At 68.4% G+C, this 22594-nt stretch carries 18 protein-coding genes; 4 read left to right on the forward strand and 14 right to left on the reverse strand.

Annotated elements, in window-relative coordinates:
* Positions 1-2 precede the first annotated feature (2 nt).
* From accD to leuC, 11 genes are all read right to left on the reverse strand, one after another.
* Entirely contained in the window at positions 3-962 is a 960-nt protein-coding gene (accD, locus tag F614_RS0101785) for an acetyl-CoA carboxylase, carboxyltransferase subunit beta (RefSeq protein ID WP_018877510.1), read from the reverse strand.
* 36 nt (positions 963-998) lie between these two features.
* Entirely contained in the window at positions 999-1832 is an 834-nt protein-coding gene (trpA, locus tag F614_RS0101790; protein ID WP_018867056.1) for a tryptophan synthase subunit alpha, read from the reverse strand.
* The gene (gene trpB, locus F614_RS0101795) at positions 1829-3037 is read right to left on the reverse strand and encodes a tryptophan synthase subunit beta (RefSeq protein ID WP_018867057.1); all 1209 of its coding nucleotides are present in this window, start codon (positions 3035-3037) and stop codon (positions 1829-1831) included. Before trpB ends, trpA begins: the two co-directional genes overlap by 4 nt.
* Positions 3024-3665: a phosphoribosylanthranilate isomerase gene (locus F614_RS0101800; protein WP_018867058.1), complete on the reverse strand. Its 642-nt coding sequence runs from the start codon at positions 3663-3665 to the stop codon at positions 3024-3026. Before F614_RS0101800 ends, trpB begins: the two co-directional genes overlap by 14 nt.
* Before the next feature lie 68 nt (positions 3666-3733).
* Positions 3734-4543, reverse strand: coding sequence for a tRNA pseudouridine(38-40) synthase TruA (truA, locus tag F614_RS0101805; RefSeq protein WP_018867059.1), 810 nt, complete (start codon positions 4541-4543; stop codon positions 3734-3736).
* 55 nt (positions 4544-4598) lie between these two features.
* Positions 4599-5261: a hypothetical protein gene (locus tag F614_RS0101810; RefSeq protein WP_018867060.1), complete on the reverse strand. Its 663-nt coding sequence runs from the start codon at positions 5259-5261 to the stop codon at positions 4599-4601.
* A 175-nt stretch (positions 5262-5436) separates the two neighbouring features.
* On the reverse strand, positions 5437-7932 hold the full coding sequence (locus tag F614_RS0101815; protein ID WP_019558122.1) for a FimV/HubP family polar landmark protein: 2496 nt from the start codon (positions 7930-7932) through the stop codon (positions 5437-5439).
* A gap of 108 nt (positions 7933-8040) precedes the next feature.
* On the reverse strand, positions 8041-9066 hold the full coding sequence (locus tag F614_RS0101820; RefSeq protein WP_018875642.1) for an aspartate-semialdehyde dehydrogenase: 1026 nt from the start codon (positions 9064-9066) through the stop codon (positions 8041-8043).
* A 46-nt stretch (positions 9067-9112) separates the two neighbouring features.
* Entirely contained in the window at positions 9113-10186 is a 1074-nt protein-coding gene (gene leuB / locus F614_RS0101825; RefSeq protein WP_196799351.1) for a 3-isopropylmalate dehydrogenase, read from the reverse strand.
* Positions 10187-10312: 126 nt separating this feature from the next.
* On the reverse strand, positions 10313-10963 hold the full coding sequence (gene leuD / locus F614_RS0101830) for a 3-isopropylmalate dehydratase small subunit (protein ID WP_018877516.1): 651 nt from the start codon (positions 10961-10963) through the stop codon (positions 10313-10315).
* 3 nt (positions 10964-10966) lie between these two features.
* Positions 10967-12379 (reverse strand): 3-isopropylmalate dehydratase large subunit, encoded by a 1413-nt coding sequence (gene leuC, locus F614_RS0101835; RefSeq protein WP_018877517.1) that lies wholly within the window; start codon positions 12377-12379, stop codon positions 10967-10969.
* 275 nt (positions 12380-12654) lie between these two features.
* Here leuC and F614_RS0101840 point away from each other — a divergent pair, with 275 nt between their 5' ends.
* Complete coding sequence (locus F614_RS0101840; protein ID WP_019558123.1) at positions 12655-13527, forward strand: LysR family transcriptional regulator; 873 nt, start codon at positions 12655-12657, stop codon at positions 13525-13527.
* A 27-nt stretch (positions 13528-13554) separates the two neighbouring features.
* Here the strand turns inward: F614_RS0101840 and arsJ are convergent, their stop codons facing one another.
* The 3 genes from arsJ to F614_RS0101855 all read right to left on the reverse strand — a co-directional run bounded on the left by arsJ (position 13555) and on the right by F614_RS0101855 (position 16576).
* Positions 13555-14784: an organoarsenical effux MFS transporter ArsJ gene (gene arsJ / locus F614_RS0101845; protein WP_019558124.1), complete on the reverse strand. Its 1230-nt coding sequence runs from the start codon at positions 14782-14784 to the stop codon at positions 13555-13557.
* A 5-nt stretch (positions 14785-14789) separates the two neighbouring features.
* Entirely contained in the window at positions 14790-15803 is a 1014-nt protein-coding gene (locus F614_RS0101850) for an ArsJ-associated glyceraldehyde-3-phosphate dehydrogenase (RefSeq protein WP_018867069.1), read from the reverse strand.
* A gap of 257 nt (positions 15804-16060) precedes the next feature.
* The gene (locus F614_RS0101855) at positions 16061-16576 is read right to left on the reverse strand and encodes a TspO/MBR family protein (RefSeq protein WP_018875649.1); all 516 of its coding nucleotides are present in this window, start codon (positions 16574-16576) and stop codon (positions 16061-16063) included.
* 136 nt (positions 16577-16712) lie between these two features.
* Here F614_RS0101855 and F614_RS0101860 point away from each other — a divergent pair, with 136 nt between their 5' ends.
* Genes F614_RS0101860 through F614_RS0101870 form a run of 3 tightly spaced genes read left to right on the forward strand, consistent with a single transcriptional unit; the run spans position 16713 to position 22574 of the window.
* Positions 16713-17933 carry an efflux RND transporter periplasmic adaptor subunit gene (locus tag F614_RS0101860; protein ID WP_018875650.1) on the forward strand — a complete coding sequence of 407 codons (1221 nt, stop codon included), beginning with the start codon at positions 16713-16715 and terminating at the stop codon, positions 17931-17933.
* The gene (locus F614_RS0101865; protein WP_019558125.1) at positions 17930-21004 is read left to right on the forward strand and encodes an efflux RND transporter permease subunit; all 3075 of its coding nucleotides are present in this window, start codon (positions 17930-17932) and stop codon (positions 21002-21004) included. The genes F614_RS0101860 and F614_RS0101865 overlap by 4 nt, the downstream gene beginning before the upstream one ends.
* Complete coding sequence (locus F614_RS0101870; protein WP_018867073.1) at positions 20997-22574, forward strand: TolC family protein; 1578 nt, start codon at positions 20997-20999, stop codon at positions 22572-22574. Before F614_RS0101865 ends, F614_RS0101870 begins: the two co-directional genes overlap by 8 nt.
* Positions 22575-22594: the final 20 nt, after the last annotated feature.

The raw sequence follows: 22594 nt of genomic DNA on the forward strand, positions 1-22594 counted from the left end.
CCTCAGGAGGAACGCGGCGGGTCGACGCGTTCCACATCCGCCCCGTTCTCGGGGCTGATCACCTCGACGGCCCCCTCGGCATCCTCCTCACCCGCATCGGACCCGGGCGCCGGCCCGTGCGTCAGCATGCCCAGCACCGTCGCCAGACGGCTGCGCATGTCGCGGCGGTCCACGATCATGTCGATCGCACCGTGCTCCAGCAGGAACTCCGATCGCTGAAAACCTTCCGGCAGGGTCTCGCGCACGGTCTGCTGGATCACGCGCGGTCCGGCAAAGCCGATCAGCGCGTTCGGCTCGGCCACGTTGAGATCGCCCAGCATCGCCAGGCTGGCCGAGACGCCGCCCATGGTCGGATCCGTCATCACCGAGATGAACGGGATGCGCTCTTCCTGCAGGCGCGCCAGCACCGCACTGGTCTTGGCCATCTGCAGCAACGAGAACAGCGCCTCCTGCATACGCGCCCCACCAGAGGCGCTGAAGCACACCAGCGGGATGCCCTGCTCCAGGGAGCGATTGGCCCCGCGCACGAAGCGCTCGCCCACCGCGGAGCCCATGGAGCCCCCCATGAAGCGGAAATCGAAGGCGGAGGCCACCAGCGGGCGGCCCAGCAACTGCCCCTGCATGACCACCAGGGCGTCACGCTCGCCGGTGGCCTTCTGGGCGGCCACCAGGCGATCCTTGTACTTCTTGGAATCGCGGAATTTCAGCACATCCGAGGATTCGATATCGGCCGCGATCTCCTCGCGGCCCTCGGCATCCAGGAAGGTCTCGAGCCGCCGACGGGCGCTCATCCGGCGGTGATGGCCGCACTTCGGGCAGACGTCGAGATTGCGCTCCACCTCGGGGCGGTACAGCGTCGCGTCACAGCCCTCGCAGCGGACCCACAGGCCCTCCGGGACCCCGCGCTTGGTCGCGTTGTCGGTGCGGATGCGCGAAGGCATCAACTTCTCGAACCAGCTCATGCCGTCTCCCCGTCGTCCGAATCGGCGCCGCGCATTCTACACCGTGGCCGCCACGCCCGGGGAGCGCGCCGCATCCATGGCACTGCGCATCTCCCGGACCACGGCCGCCGCGGCCCGGGCGAAACCGTCGCCGTCCCCGTCGTGCTCCTCGGCCAGGCGCACGATCGCGCTGCCCACCACCACGGCATCGGCGACCCGCGCCACCTGTGCAGCGGTCTCGGCATCGCGGATGCCGAAGCCCACCCCCAGCGGCAGCCCGGTGTGCCGTCGCAGACCGTCCAGACGCGCGGACAGGGCCGAGACATCCAGGCTCTGCGAGCCGGTCACGCCCTTCAGGGACACGTAGTACACGAAGCCGCGGGCGGCCCGCGCCACATGGTCGATACGCGTCTCCGAGGTGGTCGGCGCGATCAGGAAGATCGGATCGATCCCGGACTGTTCCAGCAACCCGACCACGTCCTCGCTTTCCTCCGGCGGCAGGTCCACCGTCAGAAGCCCGTCGAGCCCGGCCGCCTGTGCGGTCTCGGCAAAGGCGTCGTAACCCATGCGTTCCACCGGGTTCAGATAGCCCATCAGCACCACGGGCGTGGTGGTGTCGGACTTGCGAAACTCGGCCACCATCGCCAGCACGTCGCGCAAGCCGGTGCCGAAGCGCAGCGCGCGTTCGCAGGCCTTCTGGATCACCGGACCATCGGCCATCGGATCCGAGAACGGCACCCCCAGCTCGATCAGGTCGGCCCCGGCCTCCACCAGCGCGTGCATCAGGGGCACGGTCGCGCCCGGCTCCGGGTCGCCGGCCGTCACATAGGGAATCAACGCGGCGCGATTCTGTTCGCGCAGTTCCGCAAAGCGCTGCTCGATTCGGCTCATAGCGTAATCCCCTCGCGTTCGGCCACGGTGTTCAGGTCCTTGTCGCCGCGCCCGGACAGATTGATGATGATGCTCTGGTCAGCGCGCATCTCGGGGGCCAGGTCCAGCACATGGGCAATCGCGTGACTGGTCTCCAGCGCCGGGATGATCCCCTCGGTGCGGGTCAGGCGGTGGAACCCGGCCAGGGCCTGATCATCGGTCACCGACACGTAATCGACCCGGCCGATGTCCTTGAGCCACGCATGCTCCGGCCCCACGCCCGGGTAGTCGAGCCCCGCCGAGACCGAGTGCGTGCCGATGATCTGGCCGTTCTCGTCCTCCATCAGATAGGTCCGGTTGCCATGCAGCACGCCCGGCTGGCCCGCGCACAATGGCGCGGAATGCCGGCCCGTCTCGACCCCGTCACCGCCGGCCTCGACCCCGATCATCGCCACCGACTCATCGCCCAGGAACGGATGGAACAGCCCGATCGCGTTGGATCCCCCGCCCACGCAGGCCACCAGGGTATCCGGCAGCTTGCCGGTCATTGCCAGATGCTGCTCGCGCGCCTCGCGACCAATCACCGCCTGAAAGTCGCGCACCATCGCCGGATAGGGGTGTGGACCGGCCACCGTACCGATGATGTAGAAGGTGTCGTCGACGTTGGTCACCCAGTCGCGCATCGCCTCGTTCAGGGCATCCTTCAGCGTGCGCGTGCCGGATTTGACCCCCACCACCTCGGCGCCCAGCAGGCGCATGCGATAGACGTTCTGGGACTGCCGCCGGGTGTCCTCCTCGCCCATGTAGATCACGCATTCCAGCCCCAGACGCGCGGCCACGGTCGCGGTCGCCACCCCGTGCTGACCAGCGCCGGTCTCGGCAATGATCCGCTTCTTGCCCAGCTTCTTCGCCAGCAGCGCCTGCCCGATGGTGTTGTTCACCTTGTGCGCACCGGTGTGGTTCAGGTCCTCGCGCTTCAGGTAGATCTGCGCGCCGCCGAGCTCCCGCGACAGGCGCTCGGCGTGATACAGCGGGTTCGGCCGTCCGACGAACTGCTTCAGGTCGTGGTCCAGTTCCGCCATGAACTCGGGATCCCCGATGTAGCGCTCGTAGACCTGCTGCAGTTCATCGAGCGCGCCCATCAGCGTCTCGGACACGAAGCGCCCGCCATACGGACCGAAATGTCCGCGGGCATCCGGGAATGCCGCCCAGTCAATCTTGTTCATCAGTCTCCACCTCGCATTGGCGCACGGCCCGCACGAAGGCCTGCATGCGCCGTGCATCCTTGACCCCGGGCGCGGATTCCACCCCGGAACTCACATCGACCCCGTACGGGCGCAGGTGTTCCAGCGCCTCCCGCACCGAGTCTGCATCCAGTCCCCCGGCCAGCAGCCACGGCCGCTCCAGGGCATCGGGCACACGCTGCCAGTCGAAGCGATGCCCCGAGCCGCCGCTGCGCCCGCCACCGTGGCTGTCCAGGAGAAACCCCTGGGCATCGGGATGCGCGTCCATCGCCGGGCGCGGATCGTCCCCGTCCCCCATCGCGATCGCCTTCAGATAGGGCCGCCCGAAACGCGCGCAGGCCGTCGCGCTCTCGTGCCCGTGAAACTGCAGGCAGTCCAGCCCCACCGTCCGCAGGACCTGTTCCACACGCGCAGGCTCGGGGTCCACGAACAACCCCACCGTAGTCACGAACGGCGGCAGCGCGGCCGCAATCGCCGCCGCCTGCGCCGGCTCCACGGCCCGCCGGCTCGGGGCGTGAAACACCAGCCCGATCGCATCCGCACCGGCCCGAGCCGCGGCAAGCGCCTGCTCCACCGTGGTGATTCCGCAGATCTTGACCCTGTAGCGCATGCCCGCCATCCCGAAAAACGCAGTCGCAAGCCTACCAGAACCCGGGTGCAGGCCCGGCTTTCCCGTAATCACCCCGCCCCATTCCCCGGAACGCCATCGACGACCGGTCCGGCGGCCAGCGGCAGCGCAAACTCCGAGGGGTAGTCGACATGCACGAAATAAAGCCCGCCCGCCGGGGCCGTGATACCAGAAGCCCGGCGATCCCGCGCCCCCAGCACCTCCAGGGGCCAGTCCGGATCGGCCCGGCCGTCCCCGACCGCCAGCAGCACACCCGCGATGTTCCGCACCATGTGGTGCAGAAAGGCATTCGCATGAACATCGAGGACCACGTAATGCCCCTGGCGGCGTACCGACAGCGAATGCACGCAGCGCACCGGCGATTTCGCCTGGCACGCCGCCGCCCGAAGGCTGCTGAAGTCCTGCTCGCCAACGAATGCCTGGCCGGCCTGATGCATCCGTTCGGCGTCCAGTGGTCGGCGCCACCAGGACACCCGCCCCGCCTCCAGCGCCGGTCGAATCTCGCGGTTCGCGATCACATAGCGATAGCGCCGCCCGAACGCGCTGAACCGCGCATGGAAGGTCGCGGGCACCGCCTGCGCCCAGGTCACCGCAATCGCGTCCGGGAGGCGGCTGTTGGCCCCGAGAATCCACGCATGGGGCTCGCGCCGGGCCGGCGTATCGAAATGCACCACCTGTGCCGTGGCATGCACCCCCGCATCCGTGCGCCCGGCACAGACCAGTTCCACCGAATGATTCGCCACGAACCCCAGCGCTGCCTGCAGATGCCCCTGGACACTGGGGCCATCCTTCTGGCGCTGCCAGCCCAGCAGCCCGCGTCCGTCGTATTCCACGCCAAGCGCCCAGCGCTGGGGTGCCATCGCGTCCGCATCGGCCCCGGGCGTCGCGACTCCGCCATGCACGCGTTCTCGCTCGCTATTCAATCCAGCCCCCCAACAAAGCCGCCCAGACCAACATCACGCCCGCCCAGAGCCAGGCCAGGCCCCACCAGGGCACGCCTCCCTCCGCATCTCCCGCGTCTGCCTCCCAGGCCTCCGGTTGCAGCTCCGCTCCCCCCGCCAGCGCCTGATCCAGCCGCTCAACCAGCCACTCCCGGACCGCCAGCAGCCGCGCGCGGCGGGATCCACGCAGGCCTGCGCGACGCTGCTCGACGGAGGCATTCTCGTCCTCGAACAAGGCCAGCGCCAGGAACAGCCGCCGAGCGAAGCGCTCGCCCCAGCCCCCCAGTACCTGGCGCGGCCCGCCCAGGAGCGCGCCCAGGGCGCCCACCAGGGCCGATCGCGAGAACCGCCCCGTCAACCACACCACCAGCACCACCACGAGCATCAGCGCGACAATCCGCCAGCCCGCCTCCTGCAATCCCTGAAACGCATCTCCCGTGTCGGCCGGCCACAGCCCGTAAAACACGGCAAGCGACAGATAAAACCACTTGAGCCGCAGCATCAGTCGACCCGCGCGCCGCCACTCCACGCCACCCGTCAGCCCCAGCCCGGCGCACAGGCCGGCCACCAGGACGACCACCAGCGGATCCGCCGGCACCAGAGCGGCCGAGGCGGCCACAACACCCAGGATCGCCAACCCGGCGGCTGAAACCTCCCGGGAAGCAGATCGCACGATGTTGGATCGTTCGGCAGGGGTCACACGCCAGCCTCCTCGAAACCAAAAGGCCCCGCCCGGAGCGCCTCCGAGCGGGGCCGTACACTGCAGCCGGCAGATGCAATCCGTTGCTGGAGGGCCGGCTCTACCCCGAGGATCAGGAGCCCTGGATCTGGCTCCGGATCGCCTCGGCCTCCTGCTTCTGCTCGTCCGTGCCGGAGGCGAGGACCTCGTCGATCAGCTCCTGCGCCCCTTCCGCATCGCCCATATCGGCATAGGCCTGCGCCAGGCTCAGGCGGGTCACGTTTTCGTCGTCTCCGGTCCCTGCCTCATCCCCGGCCGCCGCCGACGGTTCACCCGGAACCTGCAGATCCTCGTCCATCGACAAACCGCTGTCCTCGGTTTCGCCGCTGTCCCCGCCGCTGGCCGGCGCATCCAGATCCGGCAGTTCACTCTCGTCCAGATCAAACGACAGGTCATTCAGGTCGTCACCGGACGCGGCTTCACCGCGATCGGCCTCTGCCGCCGAGGCCAGGTCGTCCTCGAGGTTCTCGTCAATGTCGAACGAGAGGCCCTCATCGTCGCCCGCCGGGGTGCCTTCGGTCGCCTCCGAGGTGTCCGACACCTCGACGTCCGGGAGGTCCAGCCCGGAGAAGTCGATCTCGTTGCTGTCCGCGTCGGCATCGGCAGCGTCCGAGTCGTCGCCCGCAACCGCGTCGTCCAGCGAATCGGCCGCAGCATCTCCCGCCGAACCCGCGGAACTCCCGAGACGGGATTCCAGCTCCGAAAGACGATCGCGCATCTCGTCGTCGTCCGGCCCCAGACGCTCGCGCAGGGCATTCGCGGCCTCGCGCGTACCCGCCTCGTCTTCCAGCGCGACATGTGCCTCGACCAGCTTCAGCCGGTACTGCTTGTTGTCCGGACTGGTTTCGAGCGCCGCGTTCAGCGTCTCGACGGCCTGATCATTCATGCCGTAGGCCAGGCATACATCCACCTCGGCCAGGACGTCGTCCATGCCTGCCGCACCCTCGCTGGTGCTGGCAACCACGACTTCCCCCACCTCTTCCTCCGGTTCGGCCGGCGGATGCGCGGATTCCTCCTGCGTGGTTTCGGTATCGTCGTCGGATCGGGCCGCGGCAGCCCCCATGATGGTCCCGGCCGCGGCGCCGGTCGCCGCACCGGCCATCGCCGAATGCGAACCTTCGGTGTGGTCCACTTCCTTCGCCTCATAGCCGGCCGATTCGACGCCGGACGCCTGAACCTTGCTGTTGTCGGCGCGCGGCTTCAAGCCGGCACCCCGTTCGTCCACCATCACCTCGCGCCGGCCGCCGCGTGCAAAGGCCAGCAGTACCAGCAGCAGCAGGACCACCAGTGCGATCGCCATCATCAGCAACAGCGGGTCATTCATGATGCGCTCGTGCAGCGGTGCGTTCCGCTCCGCATCGGCGCGATCCAGGCGGGTACGCAGCTGTTCGCGCTCGGCGCGCAGCTGGCTCAGCTGCTCTTCGAGTTCGGCCATGTTCTCGCTGGAGATCTCGGCCAGACGACCGCGTTCCCCGAGTTCTTCGCGCAGTTCGGAGAGCTCCTCGCGCATCCCCTCCATCTCGGCGCGCTGGGACAACAGGGCCTCCTGGAGCAGTTCCTCGGAACCCCCCTGCGCCACACCGGCTTCGGCGTCTTCCGGCAGCAGATCGGCCACGATCTCCAGGCGGTCCTCCACCCCTTCGTCGGCGACGGACTCCTCGGCAACCGCCGGATCATCCTCGGCCGCCGCCGTATCGGTGTCAGCGACCGCAGCCGCGTCATCCTCCGCCGCTGCCTCGGACTCTTCGGCCGCGACCGTCTCTTCGTCCTCGACGGCGGCCGCGTCGTCCTCCACCGCCGCGTCCTCTTCGGCGGCGGCCACGGCGTCATCGGCCGGTGCCGGCTCGGGCTCTTCCTGCGCGGCACGCGTAGACTCCTGCCACGAGCGGGTCTGGTCGGCCACCTCGGCGCGCGCCGCAGCGGCGCTGCGGGCCTCCAGTTGTTCGCGCGACGGCGTGCGCAGCTCGGCGTCCGCCCGGAGTGCGTTGATATTGTTCCCGATAAAGGCCTGGGGATTGGCATCCAGGAAGGCGAGCATGGCCTGCTCGTCGCTGTAACCGGAGATCCCGCTGCGGCGCACGATCGCGTAGAGCGTATCGCCACTGCGAACCTGGAGGGTTTCACCGGCGCGGGGGGTGCGTGGTGCCGCGGCGTCGGCCTGGCTCACAGAAGGTGCCGAGGCCCCGGACGGCATGGTCCCGGGCGGGTCCAGCAGCAGGGAGACCTCTCGCATGGCACGCCCTCCATCCCAGCGCGCCTCCAGCAAAATCCCGACGTACGGTTCGCGCACCGGCCGGCGGGTGGTCAGGATCACGCGATCGCCATCCAGCTGGATGTTCAGGTCACCCGGAACACTCCCTCGGTTGAGACCGGCACGGCGGTACGCATCCTCGGACGCCTGGCGAATGCGGAGGGAGTCCGCGACCCCCGAGGCGCCGCGCAAGGGAATCTCCGCCCGCAAGGGCTGGTTCAGGAAGGATTGCAGGTTGACTTCACCAAAGCCCACGGAGCTTGACGACGCCGGGGCCACCAGCAGCAAGAACAAAAACCCAACCAGAAACTTGCGCACGAATTCCCCCTGAAAGTGCCGCGTGGCCTAAACGCCCCCGCCAGTACGGCTGGCGACCCCCTGGCCACGAATGTGCCGGGCCGATGCCCGGCGTTTTCCCGGATTAAATCACAGGTAATCGCGGATCAAAACCTCCGCGATCTGGATTGTGTTCAGCGCAGCCCCCTTGCGCACGTTGTCCGACACCACCCACAGGTCCAGCCCGCGCGGGTGCGAGATGTCCTCGCGGATACGCCCGACGAACACGGCGTCCTTGCCGGAACCCTCGGTCACGGCGGTCGGATATCCCCCGTCCTCGTGCTTGTCGAGCACCGTGATCCCCGGCGCGGCGGACAGGATCTCGCGGGCCTTTTCCGCACTGATCTTCTCGCGGGTCTCGATATGCAGGGCCTCGGAATGGCCGTAGAACACCGGGATGCGCACCGCGGTCGGGTTCACCAGGATGGACTCGTCACCCATGATCTTGCGGGTCTCCCAGACCATCTTCATCTCTTCCTTGGTGTAGCCGTTGTCCTGGAAGACGTCGATGTGCGGCAGCGCGTTGAACGCGATCTGCTTGGGATACACGTTGCACTCAACCGGGCGGCCGTTCAGCAGGGCCGCCGTCTGGTGCGCCAGTTCCTCGATCGCATCCTTGCCGGTGCCGGAGACGGCCTGGTAGGTCGCGACGTTGATGCGCTCGACGCCGACCGCGTCGTGCAGCGGCTTCAGCGCCACCAGCATCTGGATGGTGGAGCAGTTCGGGTTCGCGATGATCCCGTGCTTCTTGTATCCGGAGACGGCCTCAGGGTTGACCTCCGGCACCACCAGCGGGATCTCCGGGTCGTAGCGAAACTGCGAGGTGTTGTCGATCACCACGCAGCCGGCCGCGGCCGCCTTCGGCGCGTATTCCGCGGACACCGAGGCCCCCGGCGAGAACAGCCCGATCTGCACGGTGGAGAAATCGAAGGTGGCCAGATCCTCCACCTCCAGCTCGCGGCGGCCGAAGGCGACCGTCTTGCCGACCGAGCGCGAACTGGCCAGCGCATGCACCCGGCCCAGCGGCAGGTCGCGCTCGGCCAGGATGGAGAGCAGGGTCTCGCCGACGGCGCCGGTTGCGCCCACCACGGCCACGTCAAACTTGCGGTCACTCATCGTTCATTCCCGGTTTAATTTTAATCTTCAAGCTACTGATATTTCGTTAGTCATCCAGCGCGGACACCAGGGCATCACCCATCCCCTGGGTGCCGACCAGCGTCATGCCCTCGCCGAAGATGTCCGGCGTGCGCAGGCCCTGATCCAGCACCCGACCCACGGCCTGTTCGATGCGCTCGGCCAGGTCATTGCGGTTCAGGCTGTGGCGCAGCAGCATCGCGACCGACAGCACGGTTGCCATCGGATTGGCCTTGCCCTGCCCGGCGATATCCGGCGCGGAGCCGTGGATCGGCTCGTACAGACCGACCCCCTCGCTGTTCAGCGAGGCCGAGGGCAGCATGCCGATGGACCCGGTCAGCATGGCCGCGGCATCGGACAGGATGTCGCCGAACATGTTGCCGGTGACCATCACGTCAAACTGCTTGGGATCGCGCACCAGCTGCATGGCCGCGTTGTCCACATACATGTGAGACAGCTCGACCTCGGGGAATTCCTTCCCGACGCGCTCGACCACCTCGCGCCACAGCTCGGAGACCTCGAGCACATTGGCCTTGTCCACCGAGCACAGGCGCTTGCCGCGCTTCATCGCCGCCTCGAACCCGACCCGCGCGATGCGTTCGATCTCCGATTCGCTGTAGGCGGCCGTATTGAAGCCGTAGCGCTCGCCGTTACGTTCCTCGATCCCGCGCGGCTGGCCGAAGTAGATCCCGCCGGTCAGTTCACGCACGATCAGGATATCCAGCCCGCTGACCACCTCCGGCTTCAGCGTGGAGGCCGAGGCCAGCTGCGGATACAGGATCGCCGGGCGCAGGTTTGCGAACAGGCCCAGATCCGAACGGATACCCAGCAGCCCGCGCTCGGGGCGGAGATCACGTTCCAGCGATTCGTACTGCGGGCCGCCGACCGCGCCCAGCAGGATCGCGTCGGCGCGACGCGCCGCCTCGCGGGTGGCCTCAGGATACGGGTGACCTGCCGCATCGTGCGCCGCGCCCCCGATCAGGCCCTGCTCGATCTCCAGATCCAGCCCGCCGATCTCGCCTACACGCTCCAGCACCTTCAGCGCCTCGGCCACGATCTCGGGCCCGATCCCGTCCCCGGGCAACACAAGAATTCGGCTCACAAACCTCTCCTAACCATCAGATCAATCGAATTTCTTCTCTACCTGTAGGAGGCCAGCCCTCTGGCCGATGGGGCGCCAGGACAGGCCCAATCGGCCAGAGGGCTGGCCTCCTACAAGGGGCACCATTCAGCCCTGCGTGTGCTCCGCCATCCACGGCCATTCGCGGCGCTGGCGCTCCTCAAAGGCGCGGATGTCATCGGCGTACTGCAGCGTCAGGGCGATATCATCCAGGCCGTTCAGCAGGCGGTGGCGCCGGTCCTCGTCGAGCGTGAAACGAAACACCGTACCGTCCGGCGCCGTTACGGTCATCTCTTCCAGGTTCACCTCGACCTGTGCGCCCGGGTTCGCCTCGACCTGCTCGAACAGTGCCTGCACCTCGTCCTCGGCCAGCACCACCGGCAGCAGCCCGTTCTTGCAGCTGTTGGAGAAGAAGATATCCGCGAACGACGGCGCGATCACCGCGCGAAAGCCGAAGTCGGTCAGTGCCCACACCGCGTGCTCGCGCGAGGAGCCGCAGCCGAAGTTCTTGCGTGCCAGCAGGATGCTTGCCTGGTCGAACGGCGCCTGGTTGAGCACGAAATCCGGGTTGATACGGCGCTGCGAGCTGTCCATGCCGGGCTCGCCCGGGTCCAGGTAGCGCCAGTCGTCAAAGGCATTGGGCCCGAAGCCCGTACGCTTGACCGACTTCAGGTACTGCTTCGGGATAATCGCGTCGGTGTCGACATTGGAGCGATCCAGCGGCGCGACAATCCCCTTGTGTACGGTAAAGGCCTGCATCGCTTACGCCTCCTTCAGTGCCGACGGTTCGACGAAGTGCCCGGCCACGGCGGCCGCGGCGGCCAGCGCCGGGCTGACCAGATGGGTACGCCCGCCCTGCCCCTGACGGCCCTCGAAGTTGCGGTTCGAGGTCGAGGCGCAGCGTTCGCCCGGCTCCAGCCGGTCCGCGTTCATCGCCAGGCACATGGAACACCCCGGCTCGCGCCACTCGAAGCCGGCATCCAGGAAGATCCGGTCCAGCCCTTCCTGCTCCGCCTGCTGCTTCACCAGCCCGGAGCCCGGCACCACCATCGCCAGCTTGATGTTGTCGGCCTTCCTGCGGCCCTTGACCACCTCGGCGGCCGCGCGCAGGTCCTCGATCCGCGAATTCGTGCAGGAGCCAATGAAGACCTTGTCCGGCCGGATCTCGGTCATCGGCGTGTTCGGCTGCAGGTCCATGTACTCCAGCGCGCGCTTCATGCCCTCGGCGCGCACCGGATCGGACTCGGCCGCCGGGTCCGGCACGCGGCCGTCGATCGGCGCGACCATCTCCGGCGAGGTGCCCCAGCTCACCTGCGGGGCGATCTCGGCGGCATCCATCTCCACCACCGCGTCGAATTCGGCATCGGGATCCGAGACCAGCGTGCGCCAGTACTCCGCCGCCTTTTCAAACAGCTCGCCGCTCGGCGCCTGTGGCTTGTTGCGCACATATTCGATGGTCTTCTCGTCCACCGCGACCATGCCCGCGCGGGCCCCGGCCTCGATGGACATGTTGCAGATGCTCATGCGGCCCTCGACCGACAGGCTGCGGATCGCCGAGCCGGCGAACTCGATCGCATAGCCGGTGCCACCGGCGGTACCGATACGGCCGATGATCGCCAGCACCACATCCTTGGCGGTCACGCCCGGGCGCAGCTCGCCCTCCACGCGGATCTGCATGGCCTTGGTCTTCTTCTGCCACAGGCACTGCGTGGCCAGCACATGCTCGACCTCGGAGGTGCCGATGCCGAAGGCCAGCGCGCCCAGCGCGCCGTGGGTGGAGGTATGCGAGTCACCGCAGACGACCGTCATGCCCGGCAGGGTCGCCCCCTGCTCGGGGCCGATCACATGCACGATGCCCTGGCGCACGTCCGCCATCGGGAAGAACTTCAGCCCCAGGCTCGTGACATTGCTCTCCAGCGTCTCCACCTGGGTGCGCGACACCGGATCCTCGATTCCGCGGTCGCGATTGGCAGTGGGCACATTGTGGTCCGGCACCGCCAGCACGGAATCCCCGCGCCAGGGCTTGCGCCCGGCCAGACGCAGACCCTCGAAGGCCTGCGGGCTGGTCACCTCGTGCACCAGGTGGCGGTCGATGTAGAGCAGCGTCGAGCCATCCGGCTCCTCGCGCACCACATGCGCCTCCCACAGCTTGTCATACAGTGTCTTGCCTGCCATTACCTGCTCCCGCGGCCGCGCCGCGATGTTCCAGCCATATTTTCGGTGAGCGGCCGCCAAAGCCCCCTGTAGGAGGCCAGCCCTCTGGCCGATGGGCCGTCGGATCGGCCAGAGGGCTGGCCTCCTACAGACGAGCGGCACCACCGCATTGCCAGTCTGCGGCCGCCCTTCCATTCTTTCAAATCCGATTTATTATCTTTATCATTCCATATGGTTATGGTTTGGCGATCCGGCACCACCTCAATCAGCCGGTCATTATCCCACGGAGGCGGCGGATGCGTCCGGAACAACTGAGCATCGAGTCCCTGCAGGCCTTCGTGGCAGTGGTCGATACCGGCGCCTTCTCCGCCGCGGCCGAGCGGCTGCACCTGACCCAGCCGGCGATCAGCAAACGCATCCAGTCGCTGGAGGCAACGCTGCAACGTCCCCTGTTCGAGCGCCAGGGGCGCCGCGTGCGGCCCACCGAGGTCGCCGAGCGCCTGCTGCCCGAGGCCCGCGAGATCCTGGCCCGCCTGCACGCGATCGAGCAGCAGGTGGCGGACCTCGACCAGGTCGTGCGTGGCCGCATCCGCCTGGCCACCTCCCACCACATTGCCCTGCACCGCCTGCCCGCGCCGCTGGCCGCTCTGCGCACCCGCTACCCCGAACTGGAGCTGGAACTCGCGTTCATGGACTCCGAGGCCGGCATCGAGGCGGTGATGCACGGCGAAGCCGATCTGGCCCTGGCCACCCTGCCCGACGACCTGCCGAAGGGCTCGGAGGCTAAACCCGTCTGGACCGACGAACTGGTCCCGATGATCGCCCGCGGCCGCGCCCAGGATGCACCGCAGGACACCCTGAAGCGCCTGCACGACTGGCCGGCGATCCTGCCACCGGTGGACTCCACCACCCGTCGCCAGATCGATCAGGCCCTGGCCGCACAGGGCCTGCACCCCGCCGCAGCCCAGGAAAGCCCCTACCTCGAAGTCATCCGCATGATGATCGCCGCCGGACTCGGCATCGGTTTCCTCCCCCGCACCATGGCCACCGACGACCTGGCCATCCTCGAATGGCCCGCCCCACCCATCACCCGCCAGCTCGGCTGGGTCCGCCACGCGGACCGCTACCGCTCGCGAACCCTTGCGGCGGTGATCGAGGAATTACAGTAATTTGATGACTGCAGTCGAACCACCGTCTCAGGCGCGTGCGGCCTCGCGGGGGAGCAGGGAGGAGATCATCCAGGTGGCGAAGATGAACAAGGTGGAGGCGATCAGCGCGCCCTCCAGGCCCCAGACCATGAAGATGGCGCCGGAGGCGACGGTGCCGACCAGACGCCCACCGGCGTTGGCCATGTAGTAGAAGCCGACCTTCATCGCGACCCGGTCGGCATCGGCGTAGTCGAGGATCAGGAACGAGTGCACGGCGGAGTTGATCGCAAACACCACGCCAAACACGCCCAGCCCGACCATCAGCACCCAGGCCGGGTCCAGCCCCGTCTCCAGGCCGATTACGATGCCGATGGGCAGCAGCATCAGGATGAAGGCCCACAACCGCGCGGTCAGCCCGGTCGGATGCAGCCCGCCGCGGCCCAGCAGGCGCGGCACCGAGGCCTGTACGATCCCGTAACCGATTACCCACAGCGCCAGAAACGCCCCCACCTGCATGTGGTTCCAGTCCAGGGTCGCGCTGAGGAATACCGGCAAGGCGACCACAAACCAGACATCGCGCGCGCCAAACAGGAAGAACCGCGCGGCCGAGAGCACATTGATCGCGGCAGAATTGGAGAACATCTGGGTGAATTTCGGCTTGCCCCCGACCTTCCCCAGCCCGCGCGGCAGGCCGACGATGGAGAACAGCATCACCACGGCCAGCATCCCGGCCAGGATCACCAGCGCCATCTGGAATCCGACCGAGTACAGCAGCGCGCCGCCGACGAAGAAGCCCACCCCCTTCAGCGCGTTCTTCGAGCCGGTGAGCACCGCGACCCAGCGAAACAGCCGCCCTTCCCCGTCGCCGGCCACCAGCTTCACGCCGGACTTCGCACTCATCTTGTTGAGGTCCTTGGCGATCCCGGACAGGGCCTGCGCGAACATCACGTAGGCCACGCCCAGCCAGGCCTCGGGCACCGTGAGCATCAGCAGCGCCGCAACCTGCAACAAGGTCCCGCCGATCATCGTCGTGTTCACCCCCAGCCGCGCGGCCAGCCAGCCGCCGGTCAGGTTGGTGATCACCCCGAACAGCTCGTAGAACAGGAACAGGAACGCGATCTCCAGCGGGCTGTAGCCCAGCTGGTGGAAGAACAACACGACCAGCATGCGGATCGCGCCGTCGGTGACGGTAAACGCCCAGTAGTTCGCGGTGATGCGCGCGTAGGCGCCCAGCCCCAGGGTGGGCGGTGCGTTCGGCGTTTCGGCCGGGCTGCTCATCCGTCCTACACGCCCTGCTCGGCCACGCGCGCGACCAGTTCGACCAGCCGGTTGGCATAGCCCCATTCGTTGTCGTACCAGGCCAGCACCTTCACCTGCGTCCCATCCACCACCATCGTCGACTGCGCATCGACAATGGACGAGCGCGGGTCGGTGCGGAAGTCGCTGGAGACCAGCGGGCGTTCCTCAAAGCCCAGGATGCCGGCGAGTTCGCCCGCGGCCGCCGAGCGCAGCAGTTCGTTCACCTCCTCCGCGGAGGTCTCGCGCGCCGCCTCGAAGGTGAAGTCTGTCAGCGAGGCATTCATCAGCGGCACGCGCACCGCATGGCCGTTCAGCCGTCCGTTCAGTTCGGGGAAGATGTCACCGATCGCCTTCGCCGAGCCGGTAGTGGTCGGGATCAGGTTCAGCCCGGCCGCACGGGCCCGGCGCAGATTGTCGCGCGGCAGATCCACAGGCGACTGCGTGGCGGTCATGTCGTGTACCGTCAGGATCGTCCCGTGGCGGATCTCCAGGGCCGGGTGCAGCACCTTGACCAGGGGCGCCAGGCAGTTGGTGGTGCAGGAGGCAGCGGTGACCACATGGTGCCGCGCCGGATCGTAGGCCGCATCGTTGACGCCCATCACCACGTTCAGCGCCCGCTCGTCCTTCACCGGAGCCGCGACGACCACACGCCGGGCCCCACGGTCGAAGTGCGGCTGCAGGGTCTCCATGGTGCGGAAGGCGCCGCTGGCATCGATCACGATATCCACACCGGACTCGGCCCAGGGCACCTGCCCCGGCTCGCCCAGCTGCGTGTGGCGCAGGCTGCGGCCATCGATCTGCAGGGCGTCCGGCTCGGCCTGGATGCCGTGATCCCAGCGCCCATGCACCGAATCGAACTCCAGCAGGTGTCCGGTAACCGTACCGTCCGCCGCGACCTCGTTCAGGTGCACGATCTCGAGATCGTCCCGATCCCAGGCCGCACGCAGCGCCAGGCGGCCAATCCGCCCCATGCCATTGATGCCAACCCGTACGGCCATGACGCCCTCCCGCGAAAAATCGCGTCAGGATACTCCGCCCACATGACCAACGCATGACACCCGGTGCCTTGAAACGGCTCAACCAACAGCGCACAAATACGCAAAGAGGGTCAAAAGCGATTCACAGGAAGTTTGGAAGACTGGAAGAAGGGCTGGATGGGCAAACAACATTGCACCTCGCCCGGTCCAACCGACAATAACTCTTCCATCCTTCCCTTCTTCCTGTGAATCGCCTTTGACCTTGTTCGTGGTGCCGATCAGTTGAGCCAGACGATGCCGGCGTTGAGGTAGATGGCGAAGCCGACCCACAGCAGGTAGGGCACCAGCAGCGCGCCGGCGATGCGGTCGATGCGCCAGAAGGCGATCAGCGTGGCGAGGATCAGCGGCCACAGGATCAGGATCTCGGCGAGCGCCAGATCCGGGCGCTGCAGGCCGAAGAAGAGCACCGACCAGCCCAGGTTCAGGGCGAGTTGCGCCAGGAACAGACCCAGCGCGACCGGCGCCCCGGTCAGGCCCACGCGGCGCCACACATGCCACGCCGCCAGCCCCATCAGCCCGAACAGCACGCTCCAGACCGGGCCGAACACCGCATCCGGCGGGTTCAACGGCGGCCGGGCCAGGGTCGGGTACCAGTCGCCCACCGAAAGACTGGTGGCCCAGCCCCCCAGCCCCGCCACGGCAAACACCAGTACCATCCAGGCCAGCAGCCCGAGCATGTCCCCACCGAAAGAGCGTCGCCGCGGACGCGGCGCACGGGCCGTATCGCGTGTCATTACAGAATTCTCCTCGAGATTCGCGGTCGCATGGCAGGATGTCCCGAACAAGGCCCGGATTCCGAACCGAATTCATTCAGGATTCAGTGAACCACGCCACACTCCCCCTGACCACCCCGAACAAAAGCGAGCTGCAATGCCCCGCCCCGCCACCCTGATCACCGCGGTTCTCTTCCTCCTGGCCGCCGGCCTGCTGGGCTGGATGCTGCTCGCTCCGGATGACGATGCAGCGCCCAGCAGTCGCCCCGGCGGTGGCGAGACGCGACCGGTGGCCGTGGCGGTTGCCGCCATCGAGACCCGTGACCTGGTCGAGCGCCGGCGCTTCACCGGGAGCATCGAGGGTGCGGACCGCATCGAGATCACGCCCCGTGTCGGCGGCCGGGTCGCCGAGATCTTCGTCAATCTGGGGGACCGCGTGGAACCGGGCGACCCCTTGCTGCAACTGGACACCGAAGAGTTCGAGCAGGACGTCGCCCAGGCCGCGGCGGAACTGGAAGTGGCCGAGGCCAGCCTGGCGGAGGCCATCGCCAGCCGCGACGCGTCCCGGCGCGAACTGCAGCGCACCCGTGAACTGCGCGATCAGGGGATCGCCTCGCGTTCCGAGCTGGAGGCCGCCGAGACCGAACTGGCCCTGGCGCAGACCCGAGTGGCCCTCGCCGAATCGCAGATCCGGCAGCGACGCTCCGCACTGCGCACCCGCGAGATCCAGCTCGGCTATACCCGCATCGAGGCGGATGCATCCAGCAGCACGCGCTGGGTGGCAGAACGGCATGTGGATCCCGGCACGGTCATCAGCGCCAGCGAGCCGGCGCTGGCGCTGGTCCGGCTCCAGCCGGTCCGGGCGATCCTGGCCGTGACGGAGTCCGACTACGGTCGGCTGTCTCCCGGTAAGGCCACTGAGGTACGCACCGGCGCCTACCCCGACACCGCATTCGCGGGGACCATCGCGCGGATCGCACCGGAGTTCCGCCCCGGCTCGCGCCAGGCGCGGATCGAGGTGGAACTGCCCAACGACGACGTCCGCCTGCGCCCGGGCATGTTCGTCGAGGCCGCGATCACCCTGGGCCAGCGCGACGGCGCGCGGGCCATCCCACGCGACGCGATCATCCAGCGTGAGGCCGGGCCCACCGTATTCAGCGTGGAACGCAGTGGCGAGCGCCCAACGGCCCGGCGCCATCAGGCCGTCACCGGTGTCCGTGACGGGAACTGGGTCGAACTGCTGGAACCCGATCTGCCGCCGGGCACCGAGGTCGTGATCCTCGGCCAGCACCTGCTTGCGGACGGTACCCCGCTGCGGCTGAGCGAACCGGGCCGCATCCCCGACCGCGATGACGCGCGCGAGGCACAGACCCCGTGAATCCCGCGCGCCTGACCGTCCACCGCCCCGTGCTGACCAGTATGGTGGCCCTGATCGTGGTCATCCTCGGGCTGACCGCGCTGACGCGCCTGCCGGTGGACCTGCTGCCCGACATCACCTACCCCGTGGTCACCGTGATGACCTCCTACCCCAATGCCGGGGCCGAGGAGGTCGAACAACTGGTCACACGGCCGGTGGAACAGGCAGCGGCCGCGATCACGGGTGCCCAGGAGATCCGTTCCACCTCGGCCGAGGGCAACAGCAACGTCCGCATCAACTTCGCCTGGGGCACGGACATCCGCCAGGCCGTGGACGACCTGCGCGATCGTCTGGCACGCATCGAGGACCGCCTGCCGGATGATGCCGACCGCCCGCTGGTGCGCCAGTTCGACACCCAGGACTCGCCCATCATGCGCCTGGGGGTGGGCTCGCAGCTGGACGCCATCCACCTGCGCACCCTGATCGACAACCGCATCGCCCCGCGCCTGGAGCGCATCCCCGGTGTGGCCGCGGTCGACACCTTCGGCGGGCTGGAGCGCGAGGTCCGCGTGGAGGTGGACCCGGAGCGTCTCGAGGCCATCGACCTGGGCCTAGACGACCTGCGCAACCGCATCCGCGACGCCAACGTGATCACCCCCGGCGGGCCGATCATGGACGGCCGGCGGGAGTACCGCCTGCGCACCCCGGCCGAGTTCCGCTCGGTGGACGAGGTCCGCGACACCATCGTGCAGCGCAGCGAGGATGGCGTGACCCACCTGCACCAGGTCGCGGAGGTACGCGATACCCATCAGCGCGTCACCCGCCGCTTCCGGGTTAACGAGGAAGAAGGCGTCCAGCTCGCGGTGCGCAAGCTGGCCGACGCCAACACGGTCGAGGTCTCCGAGGCGGTGCACGCCGAACTGGTACGCCTGAACCGCGACTTCCCTCAGATCGACATCCGCGCGGTCACCGACGAGGCGGGGTTCATCCGCAACTCCATCACCAATGTCGGCCAGGCCATCCTCTACGGCAGCGCGCTGGCGGTACTGGTGCTGCTCGTGTTCCTGCGCAATATCCGTTACACCCTGGTGGCGGCCACCGCGATCCCGCTGGCCGTGATCGCGACCTTTGGTCTGGTGTACTTCGGCGGCTACTCGCTGAACCTGATGACACTTGGCGGGATCGCGCTGGGGGTGGGGCTGATGGTGGACAACGCCATCGTGGTCATCGAGAGCATCGCCCGCCGACGTGAAGAACACGCCGAGCAGACCGCCGCCGAGGCCGCGATCAGCGGCACCGGACGGGTCGCGCCCGCCATCATCGCCAGCACCCTGACCACGGTCGCGATCTTCCTGCCGCTGTTCTTCGCCGAGGAACTCGCCGGCCAGCTGTTCAAGCCCCTGGCGGCCGTGGTCGCCTTTGCCCTGGCCGGCTCGCTGATCGTTGCCCTCACCCTGGTGCCGATGCTGATGGCCCGAGCACCGATGCCCAGGCGCGACACCAGCGCCCTCGCGCGCATGGAACATCGCTACCAGGGCCTGCTGCAGCGCACCCTGACCCAGCCGTGGATGGTCATCGGCATCAGTCTGCTGCTGATGATGATCGCCCTCGCCGGCCTGCGCGGCGTGGGCACCGAGTTCCTGCCCGCCACCGACGAGGGCGAGCTGCGCGTGCATGTATCCATGGAACCCGGCACCCCGCTGGAAGAGCTGTACGCCACCATGGCTGGGCTGGAGGCGATCATCCGCGACGAGGTCCCGGAACTGGAAAACCTGGTCTCCAGCTCGGGCGCCTCGGCGTTCCGGGCCTCCTCGCCGGCCTCCGGCAACATGCGCGTAATGGTCGGTTCTCGCGCAAGCCGCAGCCGCTCCTCTGATGCCATCGCCGCCGCGCTGCGCGAGGCGCTGGGCAGCCCGCCCGGGGTCGAGATCCGCGTACGCGCCTCCAGCGGAATCTTCTTCCGTGGCTTCGGCCGCGGCGCGGACGAGGAGAGCCTGTCCATCGAGGTCCGTGGCTTCGAACTGCCCACGATGAACGCGGTGGTCGAGCGGTTCGAGGCCGCGCTGTCCGACATCCCCGGCGTGACCGATACCCGCGTCGGCTCCGACGGCGGTCAGCCCGAGTTCGCCACCCGCATCGACCGCGCCCGCGCCGCCGACCTGGGCGTGGACGTGCGCACCATCGCCCAGACCCTGGAGACCGCGCTGGGCGGCTCCAGCGCCGGGCAGCTGCGCGCCGGGGGCGACGAGACCCGTATCTGGGTCCAGCTGCGCGACGCCGACCAGAGCTCGCTGGACGACCTCCTGAACCTGACGGTGCGCAGCGAGGACGGCGAGCGCGTCGCCCTGCGCAGCCTCGTGTCCTTCGATACCGCGATGGGCCCCGACAGCATCCAGCGCCGCGAGCAGGCGCGCATCAGCACCCTGTTCGTGAATATCGGCGACCGTTCATTGGGCGAGGTCGCGGCGGACGTGCGTGCCGCCCTGGCGGATATCCCGCTGCCGGAGGAGATCGACTTCTCGGTCACCGGCGATATCGAGGAACAGGAGGCCGCCTTCTCCGAGCTGCTGCTGGGCACCCTGCTGGCCACGCTGCTGGTGTACATGGTCATGGCCAGCCTGTACGAATCCCTGCGCGACCCGCTGATCGTGATGTTCTCCATCCCGCTGGCCCTGATCGGCGTCACCGCGGCGCTGCTGATCACTGACACCACGCTCAACGTGCAGTCGCTGATCGGCATCCTGCTGCTGGTCGGGATCGTGGTGAACAACGCGATCCTGCTGGTGGACCGCATGGCCCGGCGCCACCGCGACGACGGCATGGAGCTGACCGCGGCGATCGTGGCCGCGGCCGGCGAGCGCCTGCGCCCGATCCTGATGACCACGCTGACCACCATCCTCGCGCTGTCGCCGCTGGCGATCGGCATGGGCGACGGCGGCGAGGCCCAGGCCCCGATGGCGCGGGTGGTGATCGGCGGCCTGCTGTCGTCTACCCTGATCACCCTGGTGCTGATCCCGACGCTGTACCTGCTGTTCCACCGCCGGGGCGAACATCCACAACCGGTCTATCGAGTCGCAACGGAACATGCCTAGAAAAACGCTGACCTTCCTCGTCGCGCTCGCCCTGACCCTCCCGGCCCAGGGCGCCGACGCCCAGGACGCCACCGAGGGCCTGCGCCTGTCGCTGCCCGCCGAGGCCCTGCTGGACACCCGCCCGTTCGAGCGCGAGGCGGTGGCGGAGGAGACGCTGTCGCTGGAGGAGGCCGTCGCCCGCGCCCTGGAGAACAACCGCGGCCTGCGCGCCGAGCGCCTGCAAACGGCCATCCAGGGCACCTTCGAGGCCCAGGAGCGCGCCGTGTTCGACCCCGAGCTGTTCGCCGAGCTGGAGATCAGCCGCGACCAGAGCGTGCGCCAGCTGGAACAGATCGGCGAGACCGACACGGTGACAACCACCCGCCGTTTCGGGGAGGCCGGGATCACCCAGGCGCTTCCCACCGGCACCGACCTGACGGTCTCGCTGCGCAGTTCCCGCGCCTCCAGTTCCCGCGTGGACACCCCGCAGTTCACCACCCGCGCGGGGCTCAGCCTGACCCAGGCCCTGCTCCGGGGCGGCCGTATCGAATCCAACCTGGTGCGCCTGCGCCAGGCCAGCCTGGATGTGGAGGCCTCGGAATACGAGGTGCGCGGCTTCGTGGAGCAGCTGATCACGGACGTGGAGGGCCGCTACTGGGACCTGGTACTGGCCGACGCACAGATCGCCATCTTCGAGGAGGCCCTGGCGGTCGCCCGCGCCCAGCTGGACCAGACCGAACGCCGCATCCGGGCCGGCGACCGTCCGGAGACCGAGGCCGTATCCGCGCGCGCCGAGGTGGCGCTGCGCCGCCAGGGCCTGATCGACGCGCGGGCCGACCGTGCCCGCGCCCAGGACGCGCTGGCCCGCCTGCTGCAGGCCGACAACGGCGGGCTCTGGGATACCCGGCTAGAGGCCCGTTCGGAGCCGGAGCTGGAGCGCTACGCCCTTGAGCCCCTGGATGCCTACGTGGCGCTGGCCCGCGACCACCGCGCCGACCTCAACGAGACCCGCCTGCGCGTGCAGCGCAATCAGCTGGAGGTGGTGCGCACCCGCAACGGCCTGCTGCCGCGCCTGGACTTCTTCGTCACCCTGGGCCAGTCCGGCTACGCGGACAGCTTCAGCCGCACCTGGCGCGACCGCCAGGGCGACGGCTACGACCTGGCCGCCGGCCTGCGCTTCGAGATGCCCATCGGCAATCGCGCGGCCGAGGCCGAGCACACCCGCGCGCGCCTGACCCGCCAGCAGATCCAGGAGACCCTGGCCAACCTGGAACAGCTGGCCATCGAGGACGTGCGCGCCACCTGGTTCGACGCCGCCCGCGTGCGCGAACAGATCCAGGCGCAGAAGGAGACGGTGGAACTGCAGGAAGAACTGCTGCGCGTGGAACAGACCCGCTTTCGGGTCGGGGCCGGGACCGCCCTGGCGGTGGCCCAGGCCCAGCGCGACCTGCTGGAGAGCCGCCTGAACCTGACCGAGACGGTGGTGCGCTTTCGCCAGCTGAGCACCGAACTGCTCAATGCCAGCGGCACCCTGCTGCTGCACCGCGGCATCGACGCCCCGGGTGCCGAACGCGTGGAGATTCGCCTGTAATCCGAATGGTGGAAGGACCG

This window comes from Thioalkalivibrio sp. ALE12 (genome assembly GCF_000381105.1).
Taxonomy (GTDB): Bacteria; Pseudomonadota; Gammaproteobacteria; order Ectothiorhodospirales; family Ectothiorhodospiraceae; genus Thioalkalivibrio.